Origin of the sequence: Aeromonas sp. FL131, assembly GCF_049860615.1 — a bacterium.
Taxonomy (GTDB): Bacteria; Pseudomonadota; Gammaproteobacteria; order Enterobacterales; family Aeromonadaceae; genus Aeromonas; species Aeromonas hydrophila.
The window spans coordinates 1,601,801-1,618,226 of sequence record NZ_CP187595.1; the positions used below are offsets into that span (position 1 = coordinate 1,601,801).

Sequence of the window (16,426 nt, forward strand, 5' to 3'; positions counted from 1 at the left end):
CGGCTGATATTCTGCTTGCTCCTCATTTTAATGCCCAATCCGCGCTGTAGTCGTTCTGTTCTTGCAGCCACTTCGGGGTGTCCAGTTTCTCCAGTTCTGCCCACATCTCCAACCGATAGGACTCCGGCAGCATCTCAATCCATTGGTGTGCTCCGACATGGCCTTGTGCTTGGTAGACCTCGCTGCACAGCTCAACCAGCATCGGCCAATTCTGGTCATAATCCGGGATCGCGTATTCATCCGCTTCGGCCTGTTCGGGAGGCTGTAGTCCCTCCAGCTGCCAATCCGGCTGTCTTGTGAGCGATTTGCACGACTGCACCTGCCCGTTCTCAAGCCAGAGGGTGAAACCGTCAGCCGTGACGCTGGAACCCGCCCGCAATCGGTCGATGGAAAAGGGCGATAACTCCCACTGTTCGCTCATGATCAGGTCTGCGAAGGCATCAGGATCCGGTAGCGTACAGTTATTGTCAGAGCGCCAAGGTGCCGGGCTGTCGCCCGTCTTAACCCCAACCCCCTCGCAGCAGCCTCGGCGGCTTTCCTGGCTTCATGGGTGCCGGCGGGCACAATTTCCCACCCTTGCAGGCGGGTCTTGATGCCAAGGCGAGCGCAGGTAATGCCCATCAGGCGCTTGATGTCTTCGCCTTGAGCTTTGGTCTGCTCCTCAGTGAGGTGGGCCAGTTTGATGGGGTGTTCGGCACGGGTGGCCAGTGTACCGCCCATGGCGTGCTGGTAGCAGCGAAAGATGTCGTTATCTGCGGCAAAGCGGGCAGCCTCAAAACGCGGGTCTTGCAGCACTGGCTTGGGTGGGCCCACCAGATCGGCATGCTGCTTGGCGTTGCTGATGTGGCGCAGCGCGCGCCATACCCCGACCGGGGCGCCGCCGCTCTGCTGGAAGGTGCGAATGCCCCACCAAATGGCCCAGGCCACGGCATGCAGGGCGTCCTCATCGGCGGCAGTACCGACCTCTTCGTCATCGTCCAGGTAGGCGCCGTCGATGCTTTTGGCACTGAACTAATTGAGCTAACACAAGGTGTTGAATTTAAAGAAATAAAAATGGCAGCCGAGGCTGCCATTTTTGTTGGGGAGTTATGCGCGATCAGGAGATCTTGCGATCCTGGTCCGGTTCGAAGGGGTGACCGGATTTCTCCTGCTCCAGGTTGTCTTCGGAGCGGTGACCGGCCCAGTAGTCGGCGTTCTTGATGCCGAGCTTCTCCGGGTGGAACACCGGATCCAGCCCCTTGGCTTGCTGTGCTTCATAGTCGCGCAGGCAGGCAAAGGCGGTCTTTTGCAGCAGCAGGATGGCGATGATGTTGAGCCAGGCCATCAGCCCGACGCCGATGTCACCCATGCCCCAGGCGAGCTCGGCGGTCTTGACGGTGCCATAGACGGTGGAGGCCATCAGGGTCAGTTTCAGCACGAAGGTCAACCAGGGACGGTTTACCTTGCGGTTGATGTAGGCGATGTTGGTCTCGGCGATGTAGTAGTAGGCAACGATGGTGGTGAAGGCGAAGAAGAACAGCGCGATGGCCACGAACATGCTGCCAAAGCCAGGCATCATGCTCTCCATGGCGGTCTGCACGTAGCCCGGGCCTGCGGCCACGCCGGCGATGCCGGTGTAGAGGGCGGCGCCGTCCGGACCCTGCACGTTGTAGAGGCCGGTGATGAGCAGCATAAAGCCGGTGGCGGAGCAGACGAACAGGGTGTCGATGTAGACCGAGAACGCCTGCACCAGGCCCTGTTTGGCCGGGTGGCTTACTGCGGCGGCGGAGGAGGCGTGCGGCCCGGTACCCTGACCCGCTTCGTTGGAGTAGACCCCGCGCTTGACCCCCCACATGATGGCCAGACCCAGAATGGCGCCAAAGCCGGCATCAAAGCCGAAGGCACTCTTCCAGATCAGCAGGATCACGCCGGGCAGGGCGTGGATGTTGAGGGCGATGATGACGCAGGCGACGATGATGTAACCCAGCGCCATGAAGGGCACCACGGTACTGGCGAAGTTGGCGATGCGCTTGACGCCGCCGAAGATGATGAAGCCGAGCAGCAGCGCCAGGCCGGCGGCGGTGACATTCGGATCGATATCAAACGCGGTTTGCAGGCTGGCGCCGATGGAGTTGGCCTGCACCCCCGGCAGCAATACGCCGCAGGCAAAGATGGTGGCGATGGCGAACGTCCAGGCGTACCACTTCATGCCAAGCCCCTTCTCGATGTAGAAGGCCGGACCGCCGCGGTATTCGCCGTTGATCTTCTCCTTGTAGACCTGACCCAGGGTGGACTCCACGAAGGCGGAGCTGGAGCCGAGGAAGGCCACCATCCACATCCAGAACATGGCACCCGGGCCGCCGAAGGTGATGGCGGTGGCGACCCCGGCGATGTTGCCGGTACCCACCCGGCCAGCCAGGGTCATGGCCAGCGCCTGGAAGGAGGAGACGCCAGCATCCGTGCTTTTGCCATCAAACATCAGCTGGATCATCTCCTTGATGTGACGCAGTTGCAGGAAGCGGCTGCGCAGGGAGAAGTAGAGGCCTACCCCCAGACACAGATAGATGAGCGCCGGGCTCCAAATCACACCATTGATGGCATTGACGATCTCATTCATGTACAACAACTCCTTTGTTGTGCTGTCTTGTTGGCGGGGTCTGTGCCCTGCTCCCTCAAATTGGTGGTGACCCTCGGGTCACTCGTTATGGTATGGGACGGGTCGGTGGATGTTTCCACTGGCCAGTCCGCGGGTTTTAACATATCGATTTGTGCTGGGGCTTCCCAGCGAAATATGTTGTTATCTTGTTAATTTGTGAATTGACATTAACAAATGGCCGGTGCAACTGGACAGAATGCGGTGCTGGCCCGGTATCATCTCCTCTTTCGTCGGCGCTCTGCGGCGGGAGAGGGAGAGCAAAATCAAGGCCAAGGATGAAGATGGAGCAAGAAAAAGCGATGATCCGCCCGGCGTGTGCCGAGGATATGGCTGCCATGGCCGACCTGTTCGGCCAGCTGGGTTATCCGGTCAGCCCGCAGGTGCTGGGCGAGCGGTGGTTGGCGCCGGATCCGGCCCGCGAGGTGCTGGTGGCCTGCCTGGGGGAAGAGATTGCGGGCGTGCTGGTGTGGCACTGGCTCAGCCCGCTGCACGTTGCACCAGCGTGGGGCCTGATCTCGGCGCTGGTTGTCGATGAGGGTGCAAGGGGACGCGGCGTCGGCGCCGCCCTGCTGGTGGCGGCAGAGGTGCGGGCGCGAGCGCAGGGTTGCAGCCAGCTGGAGCTCTCCAGCAGCCTCAAGCGGGAAGGGGCCCATCGCTTCTATCTGGCGCAGGGGTATGTCGAGCGTCCGAAACGGTTTGTGAAAACAGTCTGATCAGCAAGAGGAGTCTGCGTGTTCTGGTCCCGCTTACGAAGTGTGTTTGGTGGTGCGTCCCGGCAAGATGACAATGGGCCTGGTGCGCTGGAGTGGCAGCAGGCCCTGGCTGCAGTGCCCATTTTGCAGGGTTTTTCCCGGGAGGAGGAGCAGACCCTGATCGGGTTGGCGCAGCAGCTGCTGGCTCGCAAGACCCTGACCCAGCTCGGGGTGTCGCTCACTCCCCGTCAGCAGGCGGTGCTGGCCCTGCAGGCGGCGCTGCCCATTTTGCACCTGGGGCTCGACTGGTATCGGGGCTTTCACGAGATCATCCTGATCCCCGAGCCGGTGGTGCGCCGGCAGCAGGTGCAGGACGAGTTCGGGCTGGTGAGCGAAGTTGAAGAGGAGAACGCCGGCGAATCCTGGCCGCAGGGGCCGCTGGTGCTGGCCTGGAGCGAGCTGCAGCAGGACGGGGATTGGGACGGCTTCAATCTGGTGATCCACGAGCTGACCCACAAGCTCGACATGCTGGGAGGGGAGGCCGACGGGGCGCCGCCACTGCCGGCGGGCATGGATCCGCGCCAGTGGACCGATGCGCTGCAGGCGGCATTCGATGCCATGCAGGCGCAGCTGGATCGCCACGAGCCTACCGCCATCGACCCTTACGCTGCCTCGCACCCGGCCGAATTTTTTGCGGTGTGCAGCGAGTGCTTTTTCACCGATCCGCTGCGCCTGCGCGACACCTATCCGGCGGTGTATCAGCAGTTCACCCGCTTCTTCGGCCAGCAGCCGGCAGCGCGTTTTCCTGCCACCCGGCTGCTGGCGGAGGAGCCCGAGTATCACGGCTAGCCGGGCGATCCTGGCAAATCGCGCCCAACAAAAAGGCACCCCGCAGGGTGCCTTTTTCGTGACAGCTGTGTCGGCCGGGTGCTTAGGCTGCGGCTTTGAGCTGAACGGCGGCGGCTTTCTTGTGATCGCCGATGGGCATCACGGTGCGGCCGAACTGCTCGTTGATCACGGTGGCCATGGCCAGATAGATGGCGCTGGCGCCGCAGATGATGCCTTCGAAACCGGCGATGGTGCCGATCAGGGTGCTGCCGGTAAAGTCACGGGCGGCCAGCAGGAAGAACAGCACGGTCAGGGAGGCGAACACGAATTGCTTCACGCGCGGGTAGTTGACGGTCCCGATCAGCATGAACAGGGTGAACATGCCCCACATCAGCAGGTACCAGCCCATGTAGGCGTGCGGGGTGGCTTCGGCCAGACCCATGGTCGGCATCACCAACAGGAACACCAGGCTCCACCAGAAGGTGCCGTAGGAGATGAAGGCAGTCACACCGAAGGTGTTGCCGCGCTTGTACTCCATGATACCGGCGATGATCTGGGCCAGACCGCCATAGCACAGGCCCATGGCCAGGATCATGGCGCTGATGGGGAAGAAACCTGCGTTATGGATGTTCAGCAGAATGGTGGTCATACCGAAACCCATCAGACCCAGAGGGGCAGGGTTGGCCAATTTTTCGCTCACGTGGCGTTCTCCAAAAATAGAGGTGGGGGTTGATAAAAGACGCGCGATTTTAGGCAGGGTCTGGGCGCTGGGCAAGGGGGGGAATGGCTGAAACGGTAAAAAAATAACGGGATTTTTTACCTGACTGACCATTCGTGCGATCCAGGTAGATGGCAGGTGAATGAATGGTACGGACAAGGTTGATAAATTGTATTGAGCTGCACGATTCTGAAAGTTTCATACAATTCAAGCCGATGGGTTGAGCCGCGTCGTCGACAGTATTTCCATCGCCAAGCCAGAGTACATTTGAGGCTAAAAAATACTCTCATATGCCATCAGACAAGGGGCGTCCATTACTTGATTAAGGCAAACGGCCAAGTTGTCTGCTCGCAGCGCTGGCAAGGTTAGGCAGAGGTCTTTGCGCCGGACTTGTTCGCTAAGGGGATTGAGGAGCGAAACAACCGAAGGCTAGGGGGCTGGGTGAGAAAATCCTGGGCCGATAAGTGGCTGTGTCATCACGCAGGCGTGGCCGTGCGGTGGCTGAATGGCCGAAGAGCCAGTGGCCGGTCGAAGAAGGGGGAAAAGCAACGTTGCGGCGAGACTATGCATGTAGCGGCAGGCGCGAGAAGAAGGCGAGCGTGCCACGTGCAGGATGAGGAGATGGCATCCCCCTCATCCTGCAGATGTCAGCGACTCAATCGTCCAGGGTCAGCACCACCTTGGCCTCCTTGTCGGCCTCCTTGACCTGGCTGTCCAGCACGAACAGCCGCTCCGGCGCGATCCCCTGGCGGTCCACCAGAAACTCCTTGGTGTTCTGGGCACGGCGCATGGCCAGATTGCGCAGAGACTTGGCGGTGATGAGCTGCTGATCCCGCAGCAGGAGAACCGCCTGGGCGCGCAGGGCCGGGCTCTCTTCATCGAGCTTCAGCCGAGCGGCCAGATCCCCGAGATCTTCGTTGAACCGGGCCTCATAAGCTTGTGCCAGCGCCGATTGCATGGCGGGGTCCTGCTCCAGCAGCTCGAGGTCCACCGGGCCGCCGGTGATCTTGGCCAGCACCCGCTCGAGCTTCTGGCGCTGCAGGATGGGGCGCTCCTCGTTGAAGTTGACCTTGCCGCGAATGTTCATGCTGAGCTTGGGCCTGTCCTTGAGGGCCTGCGCCAGTTTGGCCAGTTTCTCCTGCTGGGTGGGGGTGAGATCCGGCTCACCGGGCAGGAAGGGCAGCTCATCGAGATCCTCGCTGCCGCCCGCCAGGGAGGCAAGCAGCGAGAAGGGGGAGGTGACCGCCTTGCGCAGGGTGTTGCCGAGTACGTCCCAGAAAATGTTGCCGAGACTGAAGTCCGGCTGATCCAGATTGCCCTTCACCTTCAGGTTCATCTGGATGACGCCGTTGGCATCGCTCAGCAGGGCGACCGCCAGCCCCAGCGGCAGATCCTTGGCCTGTTCGCTTTTGACCTTTTCCCCCAGCTGCAGCTTCTTGATGGTGATGTCGTTGTCCCCCTCCAGCCGGTTGCCCTGCAACTGGTAGTTGAGCTTCATGGAGAGCTGGCCCTTGTCGATGGCATAGCCGGCGTAGGTACTGGAGTAGGGGGTGAAGGTGGTGAGCTCCAGGTTGTTGAAGGTGACGGCCACGTCCAGCACCGGCTGCTCGATCAGCAGGTTGGTGCCGCCGCGGATGGTCACCGGGGCGTAGCGGTCCACCTTGCCGTTGAAGGCCAGCTCGGAGCGCTGGCCGGGGATGTTGCTGATGTGGCGGCTCTGGCCGCTGAGGGAGGCGATGTCCACCACGAATTCCGGACTCAGACTGCGATCGGCAAAGCGCAGGTTGCCCTGCTCGGTGCGAACCTGGGCAATGCTGACGCGAGGGGCTGGCTCGCTGCTGGCGGACTTGGCCGTGGCGGGTTGCGGCAGCAGCAGTTGCTGCACGTTGGTGACCCTGTCTTCGTTGATCTCGATGCGGGCGAAGGGCTTGCGCAGCAGGATGTCGTCGATCTTCACCTGCTGGCTGATGCCGTCGTAATGCAGGCCGCTCAGCTGCAGCTGCTCAATTTGCAGCAGGCGCTGGTTGTCGGCCCGATCCAGCACGTTGAGCCGTTCGATATCGAGTCCGCCGCTCAGCTCCAGCTTGCTCAATGCCCCCTTGGCATCGGTGGCCAGCGCCAGCTTGGTGCGGCTGGCAAGCTGGCCGTCGCGCACGCTGATGCGCAGCAGATCCTGCAGATAGGGTTGGGCCCAGCTGAGCGGCAGACCCTGTTGCTTGATCTCGCCGTTGAGGCTGAAGGGGGTGAGGGCGAGGTCGCCGTCAAAATCCAGTTTCGCCTGGTTGTTGAACGCCCCGCTCAAGGTGAGCGGGGCGCTCTGTCCGCTCTGACTGCCCAGCGGGCCCAGCGCCAGCGTCAGGGCGGAGAGCTCGCGCAGCAGCAGTTTGCCGCTGCTCGATTCGGTCAGCTTGAGCTGGCCCTGTTCGATGCGGGTTTGTTTGAGGCTCCAGCGCCAGGGTTTGCCCGGCGCCGCCGGTTTGGCAGCTTTGCTGGTGTTGACCGGCGGTTGGGGGAGCAGCAGGGTCGCCAGATCCAGCTGCTGGTTGGCATCGAGCACCGCGCTGATGGCCGGGGCCTTGAGCGCCAGCCGGTCTATCTGCAGCGTCTGCTTGTTGCCGTCGAGTGCGATGCCGGTCAGCGCCAGCTGCTTGAAGCGGGCAAATTCGTCGCCCTGGCGGCGCTGGAGATGCCAGTCATTGAGGGTCAGCTTGCCCTTGGAAAGCTGCCAGCTCAGCCCCTGCTTGCCCTCGGCTATCTGGTAGGCAAGCTCGGCGTTGGCCTCGCCCTTGGGCAGCTTGACGTCGAGATAAGGCGCCCAGAGCGGGGCGAAGGGGGCGAGCGCCAGCTTGCCGAGGCTGATCTTACCCTTGCCGGCGCCGCTCATGATGTCGAGCTCACCGCTGGCTTTGAGCGGGCTCTGCTGGTTGAGGGTGGCGGCGAGCACGAAGGGGTTGGCGCGACCAGGGGCGGTAGAGAAGGTCGGCAGTTGCAGGTCGAGCCCGCTCAGGGTCAGGGTGGGCACCCAGCCGGGGCTGCTCTGCTTGCGGCTGTCCTGATAGGCGATGTGACCCTGCTCTGCCGCCAGTTGGTTGATCTGCACCAGCAGGGGGGCCTCGTTGCTGGTGGTCGGTACATCATCTTGCACGAGCAGGCTGGCCAGCGCCTCGGTCAGATTGAAGCGAACGGTTTTGTCTTGATCCGCCAGCCGCACCAGGTTGACGGTTGGCTTGACGAGGCGTGCCTCGTCGAGGATCAGGGCGCGCTGGCGCCAGCTTTCCCCTAGCAAGGGGGTGAGTTGCAGGCGCTCGAAGGTGACGAGGGGCTGCTGCTGGTCATCGAACAGGGTGGTGGGGCCGATGGCGAGGGAGGGGTGGCGCAGGCCGACGTCGATCTCCCCCAGGCTCAAGTGCAGGCCGTAGTGTTTGGCCAGCCAGGTTGGCAGGTGGCGCTGGGTCAGCGTGGGGGCTTGCCATAACAGAATAAGCAGGGAGAGCAGCAGGGCGGCGCAGAGGTAGAGGGCGTAGCGCAGCAGACGGGCACGCAGAGGCTTGGGCATGAGGGTCTCCAATTGATGCGCATAGGGTAACAAACTTTCAGGGCATGATCATGGTGCCACTTGATGCTGTACGCCGTACTTTGTCCAAAGGCTTGCCAATTGCCCGCTCTCTTTCAGCCGGGCCAGCCACTGTTCCAGCTGCTGTACCGAGATCCCGGCGTCCGGGCTGAGCAAGGCTCGTAGCTCATACTGTTGATCCCACCGGTTGGAGCGCAGCAGCTGGCTTGCCTGCTCGGGGTAATCCTTGTCGAACTGGTTGAGGTAGGAGAGGTTGAGGATGGCCACCTCGCCGCGCCCCTTGAACAGTCCCTGCAGGGCGCTGATGTTGTCCTTGACCAGGGTGATATTGAAGCGCAGCTTCAGGGTGCTGGCGGTGGCGTCGAAATCGGCGATACCGTAGTGATAGCCACTGACCCCGATCAGCTGGCGCTGGGCCAGGTTGTCAAAGAAGGATTGATCCCGCCCCGGTGCCTTGAGGGCGACGTAGCGCTCGCCCCCCAGCAGCAGTGGACGGCTGATGCGCACCTGATCGGCATTCCAGTCCCAGCGGATATCCTCGAACAGCATCAGCGAGAAGCGGCCGAGGGCCAGCGCCTTGTAGCGGTGGGGGGCAGAGGTGGGCACGAACACGAAGTGCACATCCTGCTGGATGTCGTTGAGCAGGGCAATGAGATCCAGAGTCAGCCCGCGATAGCGGCCGCTGTCGTCTTTTACGACGAAGGGGGCATAGGGATAGCCACCGACCCGGATCAGCGGGTGGCCCCATGCCGTACAGCAGAGCAGCAGCAACAACCAGCACCAGCGTTTCATGGGGTCTCCCAGGAGGCAGAGATGATCCCAGATTCGGTTAATCTGCGCTGGTTTTCAAGCTGTTAAGGGAATTAACACAGCGCTGCTCGGCCGCCTCCAGCTCGGCCATCACCATCTGGATGTCCTCCAGCTGCTGGCGCAGGGAGTGACGCTTGGCCTCGATGAGCTGGATCATGGAGTTGAGCTGGGTCTTGCTGGAGCGGTCGGTGTCATACATGTCGAACAGCTCGCGGATCTCCGCCAGGCTGAAGCCGAGGCGTTTGCCACGCAGGGTCAGCTTGAGCCGGATCTTGTCCTTGTGGCTGTAGATGCGGGTCTGTCCCTCCCGGGTCGGGGTGATGAGCCCCTCGTCCTCGTAGTAGCGGATGGTGCGCGGCGTGATGTCGAACTCGTGGGCCAGCTCGGAGATGCTGTAGGTCACCTCCTTGCCGGCGAGCCCGTGGGCGAGGGTATTGGACATGGCAGGGCTCCTTATTGCGGGGATGGCTGGCACAGCCGGGTGCGCAGCCGCTCGGCATTGGCGTGCAGGGCCCGGCCGACCCGCGAGCCGTTGGGGCGGCCGAGCCGCTCGCTCACCCACTGGCCGGTGGCGGCCAGCTGGTCGAGATCGACGCCGGTGCTCATGCCAAGGCCGTGCAGCAGGTAGACCACCTCCTCCGAGGCGACGTTGCCGGAGGCGCCGGGGGCATAGGGGCAGCCGCCGAGCCCGGCCACTGAGCTGTCGATGGTGCGGATGCCGCGCTCCAGCGCCGGCAGCAGATTGGCCAGCCCCTGGCCATAGGTGTCGTGAAAATGGACCGCGAGCCGGCCAGCCGGGATCTCGTGCAGCACCGCATCCAGCATGGGGGCCACGGTGCCCGGGGTGCCGACGCCGATGGTGTCGCCGAGGGATATCTCGTGGCAGCCCAGATCCAGCAGCCGCTCGGCCATGGCGGCGACCCGCTTGGGCCGGGTCGGACCATCGAACGGGCAGGCAATGACGGTGGAGAGGTAGCCGCGCACCTTGATGCCGAGGCTGCGCGCCTCCTGCACCAGCGGGGCGAAGCGCACCAGCGACTCCTCCACGCTGATGCCGATGTTGGCCCGGGTAAAGCCGTCGGAGCAGGCGGTGAAGAGGCCTATCTCGTCGGCGCGGGCGGCAATGGCGGCCTGCAGACCCTGCAGATTGGGCACCAGGGCGCCATAGCGGGTCGGCCCCCTGCGCGGCAGGGCGTTGAACAGCTCGGCGGAATCCGCCATCTGCGGCACCTTCCTGGGTGACACGAAGGCGCCCACCTCGATGCGCTGCAACCCGCTCTCGGCCAGGCGGGCGATGAGCTCCAGCCGCTGCACCAGCGAGAGGGTCGCGGCCTCATTTTGCAGGCCGTCCCGCGGCCCCATCTCCACCAGGCTGACCTTGTCGTCCCGGCTCTCCTGTGCTCGGCTCATGAGCGCTCCTCCTGAGTGGTATGCTGCTCGGCAAAGCGCACCAGCAGGGCGCCCTGACTCACCTGTTCGCCCTGGCGGCACTGCAGCGCCTCTATCACCCCATCCCGGTCGGCCTTGAGGACGTGCTCCATCTTCATCGCTTCCAGCACCAGCAGGGGCTGCCCCTTGCTGACCGGCTGGCCGGCCTCGACCTGCAATGCCACGACGATGCCGTGCATGGGGGCCAGGATGCCGGGGGCGTCGCCTGCCTCATGATCATGGTGCAGCTGATGGTGCTGATCATCGGCCGAGAAGCGGATGCGCCTGCCCGCCAGGTGCAGCAGATAGTCGCCCTCGTCGAGGGCGTGCAGCGGGTAGCGCTGCCAGCTGCCGGCCTGCTGCAGGCGGATCTGATCCGCCCCGAGCTCGAACGGGATCTGCTCGCCCTGCCAGAGCAGGCTGCCGGCCCGTTCGGTGAGAGTCAGCACGCGGGCCTCCTCGCCGATGCGCACCGCTGCGCTAAAGCTGCGGGTGGGGCCCAGCCGAAAGCCTGCGGCCTGCTGCCAGGGGGAGGCGCCGTGCTCGCGAGTGGCGAGCCAGAGCGCGGCGAGCGGCCAGGCGAGCGCCGGGACGGGCAGGGTATCGGTGGGAATGGGCCACTGGGTATGGTGGCCCATGGCCAGCACCTCTGGCTCTTCGCACAGGCGCAGCAAGAGCGGGCCGTTGTGCATCAGGGGGCCGAGCTCCAGTGCCGCCAGCGCGTCGGCCAGGCTGGCAAAGGCCTCGCTGCGGCTCGGTGCGTGGACGATCAGCTTGGCGATCATGGGGTCGTAATAGGGGCTCACCGCATCGCCGGCGCCGACGCCGGTGTCGATGCGCACGCCATCCGGCCAGTGGAGCCAATTGATGGGGCCGCTGGCGGGCAGAAAACCGGCGGCCACGTCCTCGGCGTAGAGACGGGCTTCCACCGCGTGGCCGCGCAGCACCACCTCATCCTGGGTGAGCGGCAGCGGCTTGCCTTCGGCCACAGCCAGCTGCCAGGCCACCAGATCCTGGCCGGTGACGGCCTCGGTGACCGGGTGCTCCACCTGCAGCCGGGTGTTCATCTCCATGAAGAAGAACTCCTCCCCGCACAGCAGAAACTCGATGGTGCCAGCCCCCTGATAGTGGATGGCTTTGGCAGCGGTGACGGCGGCCTCGCCCATGGTACGGCGCAGCGCCGGTGCGATGTGGGGGGCGGGAGCCTCCTCGATCACCTTCTGATGGCGGCGCTGCAACGAGCAGTCCCGGTCCCCCAGATAGATGGCGTTGCCAAGGGTATCGGCAAACACCTGCACCTCCACGTGGCGGGCACGGGCGAGATAGCGCTCCAGCAGTACGTGGTCGTCACCGAAGGCGGCGCTAGCCTCCCGCTTGACCGCCGCCAGGGCGTCGTCAAAGTCGGCGAGCTGATCGACCCGGCGCATCCCCTTGCCACCGCCGCCACTGGCCGCCTTGATAAGGAGCGGAAAGCCCACCTGGCTCGCCTGATCGCGCAAAAAGTCGGGGTGTTGATCCGCACCGTGATAACCGGGCAGCACCGGCACGCCGGCTGCCTGCATCAGCGCCTTGGCGCCCGACTTGTCGCCCATGGCGAGGATGGCGGCGCCGCTTGGGCCGATGAAGCGCACGCCCCGCTGCTCGCAGGCGGTGGCAAAGTCGCTGTTTTCGGACAGAAAACCGTAGCCCGGGTGGATGGCGTCGGCGTTGGCCTGTTGGGCGATGCGCAGTACCTTGCCGGTGTCGAGGTAGCTCTCCCGGGCGGGGGCCGGCCCCAGATGCCAGGCTTCGTCGGCTTCCCGCACATGCATGGCGCGGGCGTCGGCGTCCGAGTAGAGGGCGATGGTGTGAATGCCGAGGCGCCGGGCTGTCTTGATGATGCGCACGGCGATTTCGCCGCGGTTGGCGATCAGCAGGCGCTTGATGGAGTGGTATTGAGTCATGCTTCGTCCTTGAAACGGGGGCGCCAGGCGGGGGGGCGTTTGTCGAAGAAGGCCTGCATCCCCTCCTGGGCTTCGAGACCGACCCGTACCCGGGCGATGGTCTCGACGGTTTTCTCTTCGTGCAGGTTGGCGCCATGGCTCTCGAGGGCGGCCAGCAGCCGCTTGGTCTCTTTCATCGCTTCTGGCCCGTTGCGGCACAGGCGCAGAGCCTGCGCGCGTCCTTCGGCCAGCAGCTGATCCGGCGGGCAGCGTCGGTGCGCCACATTGAGCCGGCAGGCAGTGACCGCATCGAACGGTTCGGCGCAGAGCATCAGGGCCCGGGCCTGGCGCATCCCCATGGCGCGCACCACGTAGGGGCTGATCACCGCGGGCACCAGCCCGAGGCTCACCTCGGAGAGGCAGAAGCGGGCGTCATCGGCGGCCAGCACCAGATCGCAGGCGCAGATGAGGCCCAGCGCTCCGCCGTAGGCGGCGCCCTGCACCAGCGCCACCGTGGGGAAGGGGAGCTCGTCCAGGGTTTGCATCAGCCGCGCCAGCACCCGGGCGTCTTCCCGGTTGTGCTCGAAATCGGCATGGGCCAGGTTGCGCATCCAGTTGAGGTCGGCGCCGGCGCAAAAATGCTTGCCTTCGGCCCGCAGCAGCAAGGCGTGGGGGCGATCGGCGAGGGCCTGGCCGTGGGTGTGGGCCAGCTCGTCGAGGCAGTCGAGCAGCCCCAGCATGAGGTCGGCGTCAAAGGCGTTGTGGCGGGCCGGGCGGTCGAGCACCAGCTCGGCCAGCGGGCCGTGTCGCTCCAGCCGAAAACCGGGCTGGAGAGCGTGACTGAGTGGATCGGACATGTGAACTCCTTACATCCGGAAGATGCCGTACTGTTCTGGGCCGGTCTCGGCCCCCTGACAGGCCGCCAGCGCCAGCGCCAGCACGGTGCGACTCTGGGCCGGGTCGATGACGCCGTCATCCCACAGGCGAGCGCTGGCGTAGTAGGGGTGACCCTGACGCTCATACTGCTCGATCACCGGGGCACGGATAGCGGTTGCCTCCTGCTCGCTCAGGCTCTTGCCCTCGGCCGTCAGCTTGTCTCGGCGCACCTGCACCAGCACCCCGGCCGCCTGCTCGCCGCCCATGACGGAGATGCGGCTGTTGGGCCAGCTGAACAGAAAATCGGGGTCGTAGGCGCGCCCGCACATGCCGTAGTTGCCGGCACCGAAGCTGCCGCCGACGATCAGGGTGATCTTGGGTACCCGGCTGCAGGCCACGGCGGTGACCAGCTTGGCGCCGTGCTTGGCGATCCCTTCGCGCTCAGCTTGGCTTCCCACCATAAAGCCGGTGATGTTCTGCAAAAAGATCAGCGGGATGGCGCGCCGGTTGCAAAGCTGGATGAAGTGGGCCCCCTTCTGGGCGCTGTCGCTGTGCAGCACGCCATTGTTGGCGAGGATCCCCACCGGCATGCCGCAGATCCGGGCAAAGCCGGTCATCAGAGTGGTGCCGAACAGCGCCTTGAATTCGTCAAAATCCGAACCATCTACCAGCCGGGCGATCAGCTCCCGTGCGTCATAGGGGCGCTTGAGGCTGGTGCCCACCAGGCCGTAAAGATCCTCGATGGGATAGCAGGGGGGCTCATAGCCGGGGCTGGTCTCTACCGGTTCGCTCCTCAGGTGGGTCACCAGGGTGCGGGCGAGGGCCAGGGCGTGGCCATCGTCGCGGGCCATGTGATCAGCAACCCCGGAGTGGGCGCAGTGCACCTCGGCGCCGCCCAGCGCCTCGGCGCTGATCTCCTCGCCGGTGGCAGCCTTGACCAGCGGCGGCCCCGCCAGAAAGATGGTGGCCTGCTCCCTGACCATGATCGACTCGTCCGCCATGGCGGGCACGTAGGCGCCGCCGGCGGTGCAGAGCCCCATCACCACCGCCAGCTGGGGGATGTTCTGGGCCGACATGCGAGCCTGGTTGTAGAAGATGCGGCCAAAGTGATCCCGGTCGGGGAACACCTCGTCCTGCATCGGCAAAAAGGCACCGCCGGAATCCACCAGATAGAGGCAGGGGAGGCGCAGCCGCTCGGCGATGGCCTGGGCGCGCAGGTGCTTTTTCACCGTGAGCGGGTAGTAGGTGCCACCCTTCACGGTGGCGTCGTTCACCACCAGCATGCACAGGCGCCCAGAGACCCGGCCGATGCCGGTGATGATGCCGGCGGCGGGCACCGGCTCGTCATAGACCTGCCAGCCGGCCAGCGCCGACAGTTCGAGAAAGGGGGAACCCGGGTCCAGCAACTGGTTGATGCGCTCGCGGGGCAGCAGCTTGCCACGGGCCTGATGGCGGGCGTTGTTGGCAGCGCCGCCGCCCAAGGCTATCTCCTCCAGGCGGGCATTGAGATCGTCGACCAGGGCCTGCATGGCGGCCCGATTGGCCTCATAGTCGGGACTGGCAGTGTCGAGGCGGGAGTGGATCCTGCTCATGCGTTATCCCCCATCAGCTCGCGGCCGATGAGCCAGCGGCGGATCTCCGAGGTGCCGGCGCCTATCTCGTAGAGCTTGGCGTCCCGCAGCAGGCGGCCGGTGGGGTATTCGTTGATGTAGCCGTTACCGCCGAGCAGCTGGATGGCATCAAGCGCCATCTGGGTGGCATTTTCGGCGGCAAACAGGATGGCGGCGGCGCAATCCTTGCGGCTGGTGCGGCCCTGATCACAGGCGCTCGCCACCGAGTAGACCAGTGCCCGGCTGCTGGCGAGGCGGGTATACATATCGGCAAGCTTGCCTTGCACCAGCTGGAACTCGCCGATGGGCTGGCCGAACTGCTTGCGCTCGCGCACATAGGGCAGCACCACGTCCATGCAGGCCTGCATGATGCCAAGGGGGCCCGCCGCCAGCACCACCCGCTCGTAATCCAGCCCGCTCATCAATACCTTGACGCCGCCGTGCAGGGGGCCCAGCAGGTTCTCCTGCGGCACCCGGCAGTTATCGAATACCAGCTCGCAGGTACTGGAGCCGCGCATGCCGAGCTTGTCGAGTTTCTGGGCTGTGGAGAAACCGGGGGTCCCCGCCTCGACGATAAAGGCGGAAATCCCTTTGGGACCGGCAGCGGGATCGGTCTTGGCATAGATGACGAAGGTGTCTGCATCGGGCCCGTTGGTGATCCACATCTTGTTGCCGTTCAGCACGAAGTGATCCCCCTCACGCACGGCAGTCAGGCGCATGCTCACCACGTCGGAGCCGGCGCCCGGCTCGCTCATGGCGAGCGCCCCCACATGCTCACCGCTCACCAGCGGGGGCAGGTAGCGCGCTTTTTGCTCCGCCGTGCCGTGGCGGTGGATCTGGTTGATGCAGAGGTTGGAGTGGGCGCCGTAGGAGAGACCGACCGAGGCGCTGGCGCGGCTCACCTGCTCCATCACCAGCACGTGGGCCAGATAGCCGAGGTTCACCCCGTCATACTCCTCCGCCACCGTGATGCCGTGCAGCCCCAGCTCACCCATGCGGGGCCAGAGATCGCGGGGGAAGGCGTTGCTTTGATCAATCTCGCTGGCGCGCGGCGCGATCACTTTCTGGCAGAAGGCCTCGACCTGCTCGGTCAGGGCGCACAGGGTCTCGTCCATCACTGCATGCATCCTTACTTTCCTCATATGAAGGGGGTGACAGCTTGGCGGCCGAGCTGAAACAGGGGGCCAAACTGGTCAGTCCATTTGTGATTTAAGTTTACGTTAGCGTAAACGTAAATTGATTGTTAGTCTAAGGTAAATTTGTTGCGCCATGACGGCAAGGGCGATTGCCCGGTCGTGATGGCCCCCGTCACAGGAGTGCCCATGGTCCGTCC

At 64.4% G+C, this 16,426-nt stretch carries 12 protein-coding genes and 1 pseudogene; 2 read left to right on the plus strand and 11 right to left on the minus strand.

Annotated features, from left to right (window positions below):
• Positions 1–22: 22 nt before the first annotated feature.
• Positions 23–1,011, minus strand: a pseudogene (locus ACPW75_RS07555) (replication endonuclease); the annotation flags it as partial.
• 85 nt (positions 1,012–1,096) lie between these two features.
• The gene (locus tag ACPW75_RS07560; protein WP_425904434.1) at positions 1,097–2,596 is read right to left on the minus strand and encodes an alanine/glycine:cation symporter family protein; all 1,500 of its coding nucleotides are present in this window, start codon (positions 2,594–2,596) and stop codon (positions 1,097–1,099) included.
• A gap of 314 nt (positions 2,597–2,910) precedes the next feature.
• Here ACPW75_RS07560 and ACPW75_RS07565 point away from each other — a divergent pair, with 314 nt between their 5' ends.
• Positions 2,911–3,348 (plus strand): GNAT family N-acetyltransferase, encoded by a 438-nt coding sequence (locus ACPW75_RS07565; protein WP_179101507.1) that lies wholly within the window; start codon positions 2,911–2,913, stop codon positions 3,346–3,348.
• Positions 3,349–3,366: 18 nt separating this feature from the next.
• Entirely contained in the window at positions 3,367–4,176 is an 810-nt protein-coding gene (locus ACPW75_RS07570; RefSeq protein ID WP_077097695.1) for a zinc-dependent peptidase, read from the plus strand.
• An 82-nt stretch (positions 4,177–4,258) separates the two neighbouring features.
• Here ACPW75_RS07570 and ACPW75_RS07575 read toward each other — a convergent pair whose 3' ends face one another.
• The 9 genes from ACPW75_RS07575 to ACPW75_RS07615 form a co-directional block, all read right to left on the minus strand.
• Positions 4,259–4,855, minus strand: coding sequence for an acetate uptake transporter (locus ACPW75_RS07575; RefSeq protein WP_011705937.1), 597 nt, complete (start codon positions 4,853–4,855; stop codon positions 4,259–4,261).
• A gap of 673 nt (positions 4,856–5,528) precedes the next feature.
• Entirely contained in the window at positions 5,529–8,429 is a 2,901-nt protein-coding gene (locus ACPW75_RS07580) for a DUF748 domain-containing protein (RefSeq protein WP_190283606.1), read from the minus strand.
• A gap of 48 nt (positions 8,430–8,477) precedes the next feature.
• Entirely contained in the window at positions 8,478–9,239 is a 762-nt protein-coding gene (locus ACPW75_RS07585; protein WP_077097691.1) for a substrate-binding periplasmic protein, read from the minus strand.
• Between the two features lie 37 nt (positions 9,240–9,276).
• On the minus strand, positions 9,277–9,699 hold the full coding sequence (locus ACPW75_RS07590; protein ID WP_016350898.1) for a MerR family transcriptional regulator: 423 nt from the start codon (positions 9,697–9,699) through the stop codon (positions 9,277–9,279).
• An 11-nt stretch (positions 9,700–9,710) separates the two neighbouring features.
• Complete coding sequence (locus ACPW75_RS07595) at positions 9,711–10,667, minus strand: hydroxymethylglutaryl-CoA lyase (protein WP_077097689.1); 957 nt, start codon at positions 10,665–10,667, stop codon at positions 9,711–9,713.
• Positions 10,664–12,628 carry an acetyl/propionyl/methylcrotonyl-CoA carboxylase subunit alpha gene (locus ACPW75_RS07600; RefSeq protein WP_077097687.1) on the minus strand — a complete coding sequence of 655 codons (1,965 nt, stop codon included), beginning with the start codon at positions 12,626–12,628 and terminating at the stop codon, positions 10,664–10,666. Before ACPW75_RS07600 ends, ACPW75_RS07595 begins: the two co-directional genes overlap by 4 nt.
• Complete coding sequence (locus tag ACPW75_RS07605) at positions 12,625–13,464, minus strand: enoyl-CoA hydratase-related protein (RefSeq protein WP_077097685.1); 840 nt, start codon at positions 13,462–13,464, stop codon at positions 12,625–12,627. Before ACPW75_RS07605 ends, ACPW75_RS07600 begins: the two co-directional genes overlap by 4 nt.
• Before the next feature lie 9 nt (positions 13,465–13,473).
• Positions 13,474–15,075, minus strand: a complete 1,602-nt coding sequence (locus ACPW75_RS07610; protein ID WP_077097683.1) for a carboxyl transferase domain-containing protein — start codon at positions 15,073–15,075, stop codon at positions 13,474–13,476.
• Entirely contained in the window at positions 15,072–16,220 is a 1,149-nt protein-coding gene (locus tag ACPW75_RS07615; protein ID WP_077097681.1) for an isovaleryl-CoA dehydrogenase, read from the minus strand. Before ACPW75_RS07615 ends, ACPW75_RS07610 begins: the two co-directional genes overlap by 4 nt.
• Positions 16,221–16,426 lie beyond the last annotated feature (206 nt).